The organism is Salipiger marinus, from assembly GCF_900100085.1.
GTDB lineage: Bacteria > Pseudomonadota > Alphaproteobacteria > Rhodobacterales > Rhodobacteraceae > Salipiger > Salipiger marinus.
This window is the reverse complement of the sequence record NZ_FNEJ01000022.1, coordinates 48,208-60,525: the sequence shown is the minus strand read 5'-3', so window position 1 is coordinate 60,525 and position 12,318 is coordinate 48,208. Positions and strand designations below refer to the sequence as shown.

11 protein-coding genes are annotated in these 12,318 nt (G+C 68.3%); 7 read left to right on the top strand and 4 right to left on the bottom strand.

Translation table 11 applies throughout. The features are described 5' to 3' along the window. Positions 1-83 precede the first annotated feature (83 nt). The 4 genes from BLR51_RS20505 (at position 84) to rarD (ending at position 2,820) form a co-directional block, all read left to right on the top strand. Positions 84-992, top strand: coding sequence for a hypothetical protein (locus tag BLR51_RS20505; RefSeq protein WP_089850508.1), 909 nt, complete (start codon positions 84-86; stop codon positions 990-992). 142 nt (positions 993-1,134) lie between these two features. Beyond that, the gene (locus tag BLR51_RS20500; RefSeq protein ID WP_089850506.1) at positions 1,135-1,362 is read left to right on the top strand and encodes a hypothetical protein; all 228 of its coding nucleotides are present in this window, start codon (positions 1,135-1,137) and stop codon (positions 1,360-1,362) included. Further along, positions 1,362-1,817 (top strand): host attachment family protein, encoded by a 456-nt coding sequence (locus tag BLR51_RS20495; RefSeq protein WP_089850504.1) that lies wholly within the window; start codon positions 1,362-1,364, stop codon positions 1,815-1,817. Before BLR51_RS20500 ends, BLR51_RS20495 begins: the two co-directional genes overlap by 1 nt. An 88-nt stretch (positions 1,818-1,905) precedes the next feature. Continuing rightward, entirely contained in the window at positions 1,906-2,820 is a 915-nt protein-coding gene (gene rarD / locus BLR51_RS20490; protein WP_089850503.1) for an EamA family transporter RarD, read from the top strand. Here rarD and BLR51_RS20485 read toward each other — a convergent pair. Further along, positions 2,763-3,314, bottom strand: coding sequence for an LOG family protein (locus tag BLR51_RS20485; RefSeq protein WP_089850500.1), 552 nt, complete (start codon positions 3,312-3,314; stop codon positions 2,763-2,765). The two genes, rarD and BLR51_RS20485, sit on opposite strands and share 58 nt — an antisense overlap. 107 nt (positions 3,315-3,421) lie before the next feature. Between BLR51_RS20485 and BLR51_RS28495 the strand changes: the two genes are divergently transcribed. Then, a complete protein-coding gene (locus tag BLR51_RS28495) occupies positions 3,422-4,864 on the top strand; it encodes a LysM peptidoglycan-binding domain-containing protein (RefSeq protein ID WP_131821853.1) in 1,443 nt (480 codons plus the stop codon). Between the two features lie 163 nt (positions 4,865-5,027). Next, positions 5,028-6,851, top strand: coding sequence for an ABCB family ABC transporter ATP-binding protein/permease (locus BLR51_RS20475; protein WP_089850493.1), 1,824 nt, complete (start codon positions 5,028-5,030; stop codon positions 6,849-6,851). A gap of 15 nt (positions 6,852-6,866) precedes the next feature. Here BLR51_RS20475 and BLR51_RS20470 read toward each other — a convergent pair whose 3' ends face one another. Together BLR51_RS20470 and BLR51_RS20465 are read right to left on the bottom strand one after the other, a co-directional pair. After that, on the bottom strand, positions 6,867-8,216 hold the full coding sequence (locus tag BLR51_RS20470; protein ID WP_089850551.1) for a TrkH family potassium uptake protein: 1,350 nt from the start codon (positions 8,214-8,216) through the stop codon (positions 6,867-6,869). A 4-nt stretch (positions 8,217-8,220) separates the two neighbouring features. Beyond that, entirely contained in the window at positions 8,221-8,883 is a 663-nt protein-coding gene (locus tag BLR51_RS20465; RefSeq protein ID WP_089850491.1) for a potassium channel family protein, read from the bottom strand. Between the two features lie 197 nt (positions 8,884-9,080). On the opposite strand from BLR51_RS20465, the gene BLR51_RS20460 reads away from it, so the two are divergent. After that, complete coding sequence (locus BLR51_RS20460; protein WP_089850489.1) at positions 9,081-11,222, top strand: malate synthase G; 2,142 nt, start codon at positions 9,081-9,083, stop codon at positions 11,220-11,222. A gap of 32 nt (positions 11,223-11,254) precedes the next feature. Here BLR51_RS20460 and BLR51_RS20455 read toward each other — a convergent pair whose 3' ends face one another. Beyond that, a complete protein-coding gene (locus tag BLR51_RS20455; protein ID WP_089850549.1) occupies positions 11,255-12,160 on the bottom strand; it encodes an AEC family transporter in 906 nt (301 codons plus the stop codon). Positions 12,161-12,318: the final 158 nt, after the last annotated feature.

The window sequence follows — 12,318 nt, the reverse complement described above, 5'->3', positions numbered from 1 at the left end:
CCGCAGCCACTGCGGGGGATTTTTTCTTGGCCCAGTCAACCGGTCCGGGTTACCCTCTCCGCATTGAACCGGAGAGATTTGACATGAGATATTTTGCGCTTTGCGCCCTGCTTCTGGGCGCGCCCGGCTGTGAGATGGTCCGTCAGGATCTGGGCAGCACCGGCGGTTTTGTCGGCGTCCAGATGGACACCCACATGTTTCCCGCCGTCACCCGCCAGCAGCATGCTGACCGCTACCTGATGAGCTTCATGGTTCTGGCGCCGCTGGCGCTGGACACGGCGGCGGATGCCCAGCAGGCCAGAGCCACAATCGGACGCGTCAACGCCACATGGCGCAGCCTTGCCGATCTTTATCGCGCGGCTGACGCCTGCGAGCCGGGCACGACCTGCGCCGCGCGATCCCCGACGCCGGGCCTGCCCAATGGCTACAGCTTCGAAACCGCCAGCTACGAGGTGCAGTCGGATTTCTACTTTCTGGCCAAGGACGTGATCGTTAATCTTGATCTGGACAGCAGCGCCGGGGATCTCGCCTCCCTCGACATGCCCGCGATGCTGACCCTCGCCACCCGCGTCCGGGAGAACTTTCCCGTCGCCCGCCGGGCCGCCGCCACATGGCGCGATGGCACCATCCTCTTTGCCGATGCCGTGGCGCAGGGCGCGGGCGGTGCGGACGCCTGCGCACCCCTCAAGGCCACGCTCGCCAGACGCTACAGCAGTGGTACTCCAGTCGCCGAAACCCGCGACATCGCAGCCCTGCTGCGCGCGGCCAAAGCGGCGAGCAAGGACTGTCCTTGGTCGCTGAGCCCGCAGCAGCGGCAGGCCGCACTTTACCACATCGACAGCGCCTGCGCCCGGGCGTTCCGGCGGCAGGCCCTGTCCGAACATGCCGCAGACGCGACCCCGTCCAGCTGTGGCCTGCCCGGCCAGAATGACGGCACCGCCGCACCAGCCCGGCAGGCCTTCGCCGACATCCTGACAGCACCGCCCGGCTGAGCCGCCGCGCGGCGTCTTCTGACCGGAAATATCCCGGGGGAGGCCGCGCCTTGGCGCGGACGGGGGCAGAGCCCCCTTGTCCACGTCCGGGGAACAGCCGCGCCCGCCATGCGTTGAGACCCAGAAGCAAATGGAGGTTCTCATGCCCGACAGAGCAAGATCGCAGGACGGCCGCAGCGAAACTCAGGAAATCCTCGACGGCACGCCGGATGCCCCCGGCGCCAGCCAGCAGCAGGGCCGCAAGGGCGGCGAGATGGCCCGCAAGGTCGGCACCCGCGACGAGGAAAAGCGCCATGACGAGACCTCGGCGGGCAGGACGCGCCCGCTCGCACAGGATCAGAACGGCAGCGGCGACAAGGAGAAAGTGTGATGAGCGTGCTCACGCAAGGCACATGGGTTCTGGTGGCGGACGGGGAAAAGGCCCTGTTCCTGCGCAACGACCTTGATGCGGAAAACCCCGATCTCAACGTCGTGCGCATCGAACAGCAGGAAAACCCCTCGGACCGCGAGCAGTCCGCCAACCGTCCCGGGCGCGTGGCCGATAACGGGCCGGGCCAGAAATCCGCGCTCGACGATACCGACTGGCATCAGCTGGCCAAGGATCGTTTCGCCGATGATCTGGCCGATATCCTCTATAAACAGGCGCATAAGGGCGCGTTTGACCGCATCGTTCTGGTGGCGCCGCCCGCCACGCTGGGCGAGCTGCGCAGCAAGCTCCACAAGGAGGTGCAGGACAAGGTGGTCGCGGAAATCGACAAGACCCTGACCAACCACCCGATCGACAAGATCGAACGCCTGCTGCACGAGGCGCTGGACGAGGCCTGAGCCCGGCCCATCTTGCCGCCCGGTCCGCCGGGCGGTAAGCCTTCGGGCGAAGACGGGGCCCTCCTGCTCTGTCCGCCGGAGGACCGCCATGTCGCCCGCCCGCCTCGGCGTTCTGGCCATGATCGTCGCCTGCACCCTCTGGGGGCTGGCGCCGCTTTATTACAGCGAACTCTCCGATGTTCCGGCGATGGAACTGCTGGCGCACCGCACCCTGTGGTCGGCGCTGGTCTTTGCACTGGTGCTGGGCGCGCAGGGGCGGCTGCATCTGACCCGCGCCCTGCTGACCCATCCCGCCAGACGGCGCGAGACGGTGTTTGCCGCCCTCGCCATCGGCGCCAACTGGCTGCTGTACCTGATCGCGGTGCAGCGCGGCTGGGTGACCGAAAGTGCGCTCGGATATTACATCTTCCCGATCTGCGCGGTGCTGCTGGGGGTGGTGATCTACCGCGAAAGGCTGGCGCTGCTGCAATGGCTGGCCGTGGCGCTGGCAGCGGCTGCGGTGCTGGTGCTGGCCGTGGGCCTGGGCAGCCCGCCCTGGATGGCGCTGGCCTTGGCCCTGACCTTCAGCCTTTACGGTCTGGCCAAGAAACGCATCGTGGCGCCCGGGGCGGTTTCGGTCTTTGCCGAGGTGCTGGTGCTGCTGCCGCTCGCGGTTCTGTGGATCGCCGCCGCACAGATCTCGGGGCAGGGGGCGTTCGGGCAGGACTGGACCCGCTCGGCGCTGCTGGCAGGCTCGGGGATCCTCAGCGCGCTGCCGCTGATGCTTTTTGCCGAGGCGGCGCGGCGGGTGGACCTGTCAACGCTGGGGCTTCTGCAATATCTCAACCCGACGCTGCAGGCTCTGGGCGCCGTGCTGATCCTTGGCGAACCCTTCGGCCCTGCCCGCGCCGTCAGCTTCGCGCTGATCTGGGCGGCGCTGGCGCTTTATAGCGTCTCGGCGCTGCGTCAGGACAGGGCGCGGCGCAGAAGCGCCATGGCCTCTTCCGCCGAAGCCGCACTCTGAACATAGCCCAGCAGCGACGGCTCGGCAAAGCCCTGTCCGGTCACATGCGCCAGCAGCGCGCGCAGCGGATCCCAGAACCCGTCCGCATCCAGCAGCACGATGGGCTTGTCATGCAGGCCAAGCTGGCGCCATGTCAGCGCCTCGAAAAACTCGTCGAGACTGCCCGCGCCGCCGGGCAGCATCACCACCGCATCGGCATTCATCAGCATGACCTTCTTGCGCTCGTGCATGGTCTCGGTGACCACGAAGCGGGTCAGGTCGCGCTTGCCCACCTCCAGCGCCAGCAGATGCGCGGGGATGACGCCGAAGGTGTCGCCGCCCGCCCCCTGCGCCGCGCGCGCCACCTCGCCCATCAGCCCGACATCGCCCGCGCCATAGACCAGCCGCCAGCCCTCTGCCGCCAGCGCGCGGCCAAGCGCCTGTGCCGTTTCCTTATGCGCCGGGTCCCGACCGAAGCGCGAACCGCAATAGACACAGACAGATTTGGAGAGCATGCTGCAGATCCGGAAAATTGCTGTTTTGACCGCTGATAACGGGATTGTTATAGGTGCACAACCACGCTGCGGGCACATCGTCCGCGCGGGCCGGATCAGGGGATGGCATGAACAGGAAGAGCTTGGCAGGCGCAGGGCTGGGCATCGCAGTTGCGGTGGGCGTCCTCTATCTGGCGGGGTTCCTCGCGCCGCTGCCCAAGCCCGAGGATCCCGCCGATCCCGCCGTGGCATCCTCCGCCGCGCCGACCCCCGCGCCGGAGGCGCCGTCGCCCCCGGCAGAGGTCACGACAGCCGATCCCGCCCCCGCCGCGCCGCCGCCCGAACCGGCGGCCACGGTGGCGCAGGACGCGCCCGATGCCGCGCCTGCGCCCGCGCTGCCGGAACCACAGGCGGGCACGGAGGTGGCGCAGCCCGCCGTCACCGCCGCAGGCCCGCAGGCCTCCGCCCCGGCCCCGGTCAGCGCGCCGGAACGCCCCGGCGCGGTGTCAGAGGTGCTTGCCGCCACAGGGCCCGAAGCGCGCCCCGACCCCGACGCGCCGCTGCCGCTGCCAAATCCGCCCAGCTTCGATCTGGTGCGCGCCGATCCCACCGGCCAGACGCTGGTGGCGGGCCGGGCCGAACCGGGTGCCGCCGTGGCGGTGCTGGTCGACGGCATCCCGGAACCCGAGGTGCAGAGCGACCGGGATGGCCGCTTCACCGCCTTTCTCGATCTGCCGCTCGACGGCGCGCCGCGGGTGCTGAGGCTGCGGCTGCGCCATCAGGGCCGGGAACTGCTGTCGGAACAGGAGGTGATCCTGACCCCGCCCGCCGCCCCGCCGCCCGCCGCCATGGCCGCGGCAGAACCGTCCGCCGACGCACCCGCGCCGGACAGTCCCGCGCCAGCCGAGGCCAGCAGCACCCCGGCCCAAGCGCGCAGCGATCCCCCCGCAGCCCCCGATGCGCCCGAGCCGCGGATCGCGGCGGCGCCCGGCCCCTCCAGCCCCGATGCCGCCGCGGCGGCGGTGGTGCCAGCGCCAGAGGCCCCGGCGCCGGTGGCGCTGCTCTCCTCCGAAGCGGGGATCGAGGTGATGCAGCCGCAGACCCCGCTGGCGCAGGACCAGATCGCCATCGACACCATCAGCTATGACGAGCAGGGCGCCGTGGCGCTGGCCGGGCGGGGCCGAGGCGCGGCCTCGGTCCGGGTCTATCTCGACAACCGCCCGCTCATCACCACGCGCATTGCCGCCGATGGCCGCTGGCAGGCGGCCCTGCCCGATGTCGCCACCGGCACCTATACGCTGCGCGTCGACCAGATCGACGACGCGGGCGAGGTCACCGCCCGCGCCGAAAGCCCGTTCCGCCGCGAATCCGCCGAGGTGCTGGCCGCCGCCGCCGATCCCGCCGTGGCGGTGCGCGCCGTCACCGTGCAGCCCGGCCACACGCTCTGGGCCATCGCGCGCACCCGCTACGGGCAGGGCATCGACTATGTGAAGGTGTTCGAGGCCAATCGCAGCCAGATCCGCAACCCCGACCTCATCTATCCCGGTCAGGTCTTCGACATCCCGGACTGACCCGCCCCTTCATCTTGCCCGTAAACTCCGGGGGGAGCGCGCCGCGCGCGCGGGGGGCAGCGCCCCCCTGCGACCCATCCGCCCGCCCGAAACGAACCGGGCTGGCGGGCTGGCCCTGACCGCGCCTGCGGGCTAGAACGCCAGCAGACCCAAAGGATCCGCCATGCCTCCCGCTTCTCCCGCCGACCCCGCGCAGGATGCCTCCGCGCAGTCCGAACGCCGCTCCGCCCGCCGGGTGCTGATCCGCACCGCGCCCTATCTCTGGCCCAAGGGCGCACCTTGGGCGCAGCGCCGGGTGGTGGCGGCCCTGCTGCTGCTGCTGGTCGCCAAGCTGATCGCCGTGGGCACGCCGCTGCTCTACAAGGCGGCGGTGGACACGCTGGGCGGCGAGGTGCCGGATCTGGCGCTGGGGGCGGTGGGGCTGACCGTCGCTTACGGTCTGGCGCGGTTTTTCTCCAACGGCTTCCAGCAGCTGCGCGACGCGGTCTTTGCCCGGGTCGGCCAGCACGCGCTGCGCCGCATCGCGCTGGAAACCTTCGGCCATATCCACCGCCTGTCGCTGCGCTATCACCTGACGCGGCGCACCGGCGGGCTCAGCCGGATCATCGAACGCGGCGTGAAGGGCGTGGATTTCCTGCTGCGCTTCCTGCTGTTCTCCATCGGGCCGCTGATCCTTGAACTGCTGCTGATCGCGGCCATCCTGTTCACGCTGTTTGACGTCTGGTATCTGGCGGTGGTGGCGGTCACCATCGCGCTGTATGTCTGGTTCACCTTCGCCGTCACCGAATGGCGGGTGAAGCTGCGCCAGCGCATGAACACGCAGGACACCGACGCCAACCAGAAGGCAGTGGACAGCCTGCTGAATTTCGAGACTGTCAAGTATTTTGGCGCTGAATCGCGCGAGGCCGCGCGCTATGATGCCGCCATGGCGGGTTATGAACAGGCGGCGGTCAAGACCGCCACCTCGCTTGCCGCGCTCAATGCCGGGCAGGCCTTCATCATCACGGCGGGGCTGGTCGCGGTGATGATCATGGCGGCGCTGGGGGTGCAGCAGGGCAGCCTGACCGTGGGCGATTTTGTCATGGTCAACGCCTACATGATCCAGATCACCATGCCGCTCAATTTCCTTGGCACGGTCTATCGCGAAATCCGGCAGGCGCTGGTGGATATGGGCCAGATGTTCGATCTTCTGGACCAGCCAAGCGAGGTCAAGGACCGCCCCGGCGCGCCCGCGCTGCAGGTGCGCGGGGCTGCGGTCGAATTCGACGCGGTGCGCTTTGGCTATGACCCCGAGCGCACCATCCTGCATGGCGTCAGCCTGAAGGTGGGGGCGGGGGAAAGCGTGGCGCTGGTCGGGCCGTCCGGCTCGGGCAAATCCACCATCGGGCGGCTGCTGTTCCGCTTCTACGATGTCTCGGGCGGCGCCATCCGCATCGACGGGCAGGATCTGCGCGCGGTGACGCAGGACAGCCTGCACGCCGCCATCGGCGTGGTGCCGCAGGACACCGTGCTGTTCAACGACAGCATCCGCTACAACATCGCCTATGGCCGCGATGGCGCCACGCAGGCACAGATCGAGGCGGCGGCGCGTGCGGCCCAGATCCACGAGTTCATCATCTCGCTGCCCGAAGGCTATGACACGCAGGTGGGCGAACGCGGGCTGAAACTGTCGGGCGGGGAAAAGCAGCGCGTCGGCATCGCGCGCACGCTGCTCAAGGATCCGCCGATCCTGCTCTTGGACGAGGCGACCTCGGCGCTTGATACCGAGACCGAGGCGGAGATCCAGACCGCCCTGCGCCGCGCGGGCGAGGGGCGCACGGTGCTGACCATCGCGCACCGGCTGTCGACCATCGCCGATGCCGACCGCATCGTGGTGCTGGAAAAAGGTCTGGTGGTCGAGGAGGGCACCCATGAGGCGCTGCTGGCCCGCGCCGGGCGTTATGCCCAGCTTTGGGCGCGCCAGCAGGCCGAGGACCGCGCGGCCTGACCGCGCGGTTTTTCGTCAGCCCAGATGGATCTGCCCTTCGGGGTAGCGCACGCGGGGTGTGGTGCGGGTGGCCAGAAAAAACCCCAGCGTCAGCGGCCCGACCCGGCCCAGAAACATGATCGCGATGATCATGGCGCGGCCGAATTCGGTCAGCTCTGTCGTATAGCCGCGCGACAGGCCCACCGTGCCGAAGGCGCTGGCCACCTCGAAGGCCACGTCGACAAAATGCCCGTCATGCGAGGCGGTGAGCAGGAACACCCCCACAAACACCACCAGCACGCTGATCGAGGTCAGCGCCATGACCTTCAGCACCTGTTCCAGCCCGATGCTGCGGCCAAAGGCATGCAGCTGCGTCTGGCGGCGGAAAAAGGCGATGGTGGCAAGGATCATCACCACAAAGGTCGTGACCTTGATCCCCCCGGCGGTGGAGGTGGGGCCGCCGCCGATCAGCATGAGCGAGATGAACAGCATCACCGTGCTGTCATGCAGCGCGCCGATATCGGTGGTGTTGAACCCGGCGGTGCGGGTGGTGACGCCCTGAAACCAGCTGACCATCAGCTTTTCCCCGGCACTGTCAAAGATCCCCAGCGTGCCGGGATTGGTCCATTCCAGCAGGGCAAAGCTGCCCACCGACCACGGAATCAGGATGGCGGTGCCCAGCAGCATGATCTTGGTATGCAGCGACCAGCTGTGATGGCTGCGCTGCCGGGCAATGTCCTGCAGCACGACATAGCCGATGCCGCCGACGATGAACAAGGCGGGGATCACCAGATTGACCACCGGATCGGTGGCAAAGCCCACCAGCCCGTCGGAGAAGGTGGAAAACCCCGCATTGTTGAAGGCCGAAATCGAGTGGAAGGCAGAGACCCACAGCCCCTCCCAGAAGCCCAGAACCGGGGCGAAGCTGAGCATCAGCACCAGCGCGCCGGTTACTTCGCAGAAAAGCACCACCTTGAGGATGGTCCGCACCAGCGCCGACAGCTGGTGCATGGAATTCTGGTTCAGATCCTCGCGCAGGTAGATATGCCCGGTGATGCCCACCGGCAGGCCAAGTGCTGCCAGCACCAGCACGGCAAAGGTCATGAGCCCGAGCCCGCCAAGCTGGATCAGCACCGCCAGCACGAATTCCCCGAAATGGGTCAGCACCGCGCCCACGTCAAAGACGGCAAGCCCGGTGACGGTGACCGCCGATGTGGCGGTGAACAGCGCATCCGACCATGTGATCGGCTGCGTGGTGGCAAAGGGCAGCTTGAACAGCAGCGCCCCCAGCAGGATAAGCCCGGCATAAAGCGCCGCAAGGATCAGCGGCGGGGACACGCGCAGCAGGCGCCGCGCGAGCGTCCGGGACAGGGTGCGCCAGACCATGGGATCAGAGCGCGTCGCCAAAGCGGCGCAGATCGGCGCGCTTGCCCAGCAGGATCAGCTTGTCCTCGGGGCGCAGATCCATGTCGCGGTCGGAACAGGGCACATGTTCGGTGCCGCGCATCATTCCCAGCAGCCGCAGGTCGTGCCGGTCGCCGATGCCCAGATCGCAGAGCTGCTTGCCCTTGATCCGTTCCGGCAGCACCACGTTGACCACGCTGAACCCGTTGCTCAGCGTCATGTAATCCTGCACCACCGGGTTGTTCAGCATCTGCGAGATGTGGCGGCCCATTTCCTGCTCCGGCAGGATCACCCGGTCGGCGCCCAGCTTGGACAGGATGCGGTGATGGGTGCGGTTGGAGGCCTTCACCCAGATGGTGTCGATCCCCAGCAGCCGCATGTTCATGGTGGTGAGGATCGAGGCTTCGATGTCGCGCCCGATGGCGACCAGCACCACGTCGTAACGGTCGATCCCCGCTTCGCGCAGCGCGCCCTCGTCGGTGGTGTCCAGAATGACGGTGGCAGGCAGGGTCGAGGCCATTTGCGACACGCGCTTCTCGTCGCGGTCCACCCCGATCACATGATTGCCGAACCGTGCCAGTTCCGACGCGACGGTGCTGCCGAACGCGCCCAACCCGATGACGGCGAAGCTTCGGGTTTCCTTGGCCATGTCTTTCGTCCTTTCAGGTGCCGAAATGTTGCGGACGCTGCATCGCGGCACCAGACCTGTCAAGAAGAAGCGCCGTGCGGGGCGGGCAGGGGGCGCGTGGCGGGCCGATCTGGTCAGAAGATATGACCACCGCTTGTTGCCTATCGGAAACTTGTTTCCTAAACCGGGACTGACGCGACTCACACTGGAGATGCCCCATGAGCGACCGTATCGAACGCCACGGCCTGAGGATCGACCCCGCGCTGTTCTCCCTGATCGAGGATCAGGCCCTGCCGGGCAGCGGCGTGGATGCGGAGACCTTCTGGGCGGGCCTGTCGCGGCTGGCGCATGAGTTCGGCCCGCGCAATGCGGCGCTGCTGGCGCGGCGCGCCGATCTGCAGGCGCAGCTTGATGCGTGGCACAAGGCCCATCCCGGCCAGCCCGACCCCGAAGCCTATACCGCCTTCCTGCGCGAGATCGGCTATCTGGTGCCCGAAGGCCCGGAGTTCACCATCCAGACTGCCGCGACCGATCCCGAATTCGCCAGCACCCCGGGGCCGCAGCTGGTGGTGCCGATCACCAATGCCCGCTACGCGCTGAACGCGGCGAATGCCCGCTGGGGCTCGCTTTATGATGCGCTTTACGGCACCGATGCGCTGGGGTCGCTGCCGTCCAAGGGCGGGTTCGACGCGGCGCGCGGGCAGGACGTGGTCGCCCGCGCCAAGGCGTTTCTGGACGAGACCTTCCCGGTCGCGGACGGCAGCCATGCGCAGGCGCAGGGCTATGGGATTGACGGCGGCGCGCTGCGCGTGGGCGGCCAGCCGCTGGCGGATCCTGCCCAGTTCGCGGGCTGGCGCGGGGCGCCGGAGGCCCCCGAGGCGGTGCTGCTGGTCAACAACAACCTGCATGTGGAACTGGTCATCGACCGCAGCCACCATATCGGTTCCGGCGATCCGGCGGGGCTGGCCGATGTGCGGATGGAAGCCGCCGTCTCCGCCATCATGGATTGCGAGGATTCCGTGGCCTGCGTCGATGGTTCGGACAAGGCGCTGGCCTATGGCAACTGGCTGGGCCTGATGAAGGGCGATCTGTCTGACAGTTTTGACAAGAACGGTCAGACTGTCACCCGCGTGCTGGACGGCGACCGGACCTATACCGCGCCCGACGGCTCTGACCTGGTGCTGAAAGGCCGCGCGCTGATGCTGGTGCGCAATGTCGGCCATCTGATGACCAACCCCGCCATCCTGCTGCGCGACGGGTCCGAGATTTTTGAAGGGCTGATGGATGCCATGGTCACCGTGCTGATCGCGCGGCACGATCTGGCGAAATCGCAGGGTCCGCGCAATTCGGTCACAGGCTCGGTCTATGTGGTCAAGCCCAAGATGCACGGCCCCGAGGAAGTGGCCTTTGCCGACGAGGTGTTCACCTTCGTCGAAGAGGTGCTGGGCCTGCCGCGCTATACCGTCAAGCTGGGCATCATGGACGAGGAACGCCGCACCTCTGCCAATCTGCGCGAATGTATCCGCGCCGCACAGCACCGGGTGGCCTTCATCAATACCGGCTTTCTGGACCGCACCGGCGACGAGATGCACAGCGCCATGGAAGCGGGGCCGATGCTGCGCAAGGGCGACATGAAGTCGACGCCGTGGATCGCCGCCTATGAGGATCGCAACGTCGATATCGGCCTTGCCTGCGGGCTGAAGGGCCGCGCCCAGATCGGCAAGGGCATGTGGGCCATGCCCGACCGCATGGCCGCCATGCTGGAGGCGAAGATCGGTCATCCCAAGGCGGGTGCCACCTGCGCTTGGGTGCCGTCGCCCACCGCCGCCACGCTGCACGCGCTGCATTATCACGCGGTGGACGTGCTGGCGCGGCAGGACGAGATCGCGGCAGGCGGGCCGCGTGGCACGCTGGCCGACCTTTTGACCGTGCCGGTGGCGGCGGGGGCCAACTGGTCCGAAGACGAGGTGCGCGAAGAGATCGAGAACAACGCCCAAGGCATCCTTGGCTATGTGGTGCGCTGGGTCGATCAGGGCGTCGGCTGTTCCAAGGTGCCCGATATTCACGATGTCGGCCTGATGGAAGACCGCGCGACCTGCCGGATTTCCTCGCAGCATCTGGCGAACTGGCTGCATCACGGCGTGGTGTCGGAGGCGGAGCTGCGCGCGGTGATGGAACGCATGGCCGCCGTGGTGGACCGGCAGAATGCCGGGGACGCCGCCTATACGCCCATGGCGCCGGGCTTTGACGGCGTGGCCTTCCGCGCCGCCTGCGATCTGGTGTTCGAGGGCCGCGCGCAGCCTTCGGGCTATACCGAACCGGTGCTGCACCGCCGCCGTCTGGAACTGAAGGCGGGCTGAGCCTGCGGGGGGCGGGCTTTCTCGGCCCGCCCCTACATCCGCTCCAGCACGGACAGCACCAAGGGCAGCGTCAGCGCCGCCAGAAAGGTCTGTCCGGTGATGATCGCCGCCATGAACGGCCCGTCCCCCCCCAGCTGCCGCGTCAGCACATAGGCGGTGGGGGCCACCGGCAGCGCCGAAAAGATCACCAGAATCATCGTCTCGGCCGCGCTCAGGCCAAACAGCGGCGCCACGCCAAGCGCCAGCGCGGGCATGACCAGCAGCCGCAGCACGCTTGTGGCCGCGACCGCTCGCAGATCCTGCCGCAGCGTGGCGGGCTGCAGCGCCGCCCCGACACAGAGCAGACCCAGCGGCAGGCTCGCCTGCGCCATGAGCCGCAGCAGCGCATCGCTGCCAAAAGGCAGGCCAAGCCCGGAAAACGCCATCGCGATCCCGCCCAGACAGGCAAGGATCAGCGGATTGCGCAGCACCGCCCCCAGAAGCCGCAGCCCGGTGGCGCCGCCGCGCTCGGTCAGGGCAAGGATCGACAGCACGTTGACCAGCGGCACGGCGATGGCGAGATAGACCGCCGCGCGCGACAGCCCCTCCGGTCCGGCAAGGGCGGTGACCACGGCAAAACCCAGATAGGTGTTGAACCGCACCACACCCTGCAGCGCCGGGCCAAAGCGCCGCGCGGGGCTGGGCCAGACCCGGCGTGCCAGCATCAGCGCCAGCGCGGCGACCAGCAGCGTCGCCACCGCCGCCCCGCCAAGCCGCAGCATGCCCGCATCCCGCACCGGCGCCGTCGCAAGGCTGGAAAACAGCAGCGCCGGGAACAGGACCATATAGTTGATCCGTTCCGCAGCGGGCCAGAACTCGCGCGAGGGGAACCCGGCCCGGGCCAGCCCGAAGCCAAGGCAGATCAGCGCAAAAAGCGGCCAGATGGTCAGAAGGATCACAGCGGCCCCCGCAGGCGCGGGCCATCGCTGGCTGTCATGGTCGTGCACTCCCTGCCCGGACCGGATCTCGGGCAGGTCGTCTGCCGTCCTGACCGCGATCATAAGCGGGGCGCGCGGGGCTGCAAGCGGCTCCGCGCCGGAGCTGCCGCAAAACAGGG

Bases quoted from the DNA above. Each gene is read 5' to 3' on its own strand.
- BLR51_RS20505 (WP_089850508.1), top strand. From the start codon at position 84: ATGAGATATTTTGCGCTTTGCGCCCTGCTTCTGGGCGCGCCCGGCTGT.
- BLR51_RS20460 (WP_089850489.1), top strand. From the start codon at position 9,081: ATGAGCGACCGTATCGAACGCCACGGCCTGAGGATCGACCCCGCGCTG.
- BLR51_RS20495 (WP_089850504.1), top strand. From the start codon at position 1,362: ATGAGCGTGCTCACGCAAGGCACATGGGTTCTGGTGGCGGACGGGGAA.
- BLR51_RS20470 (WP_089850551.1), bottom strand. From the start codon at position 8,216: ATGGTCTGGCGCACCCTGTCCCGGACGCTCGCGCGGCGCCTGCTGCGC.
- BLR51_RS20500 (WP_089850506.1), top strand. From the start codon at position 1,135: ATGCCCGACAGAGCAAGATCGCAGGACGGCCGCAGCGAAACTCAGGAA.
- BLR51_RS20475 (WP_089850493.1), top strand. From the start codon at position 5,028: ATGCCTCCCGCTTCTCCCGCCGACCCCGCGCAGGATGCCTCCGCGCAG.
- BLR51_RS28495 (WP_131821853.1), top strand. From the start codon at position 3,422: ATGAACAGGAAGAGCTTGGCAGGCGCAGGGCTGGGCATCGCAGTTGCG.
- rarD (WP_089850503.1), top strand. From the start codon at position 1,906: ATGTCGCCCGCCCGCCTCGGCGTTCTGGCCATGATCGTCGCCTGCACC.
- BLR51_RS20485 (WP_089850500.1), bottom strand. From the start codon at position 3,314: ATGCTCTCCAAATCTGTCTGTGTCTATTGCGGTTCGCGCTTCGGTCGG.
- BLR51_RS20465 (WP_089850491.1), bottom strand. From the start codon at position 8,883: ATGGCCAAGGAAACCCGAAGCTTCGCCGTCATCGGGTTGGGCGCGTTC.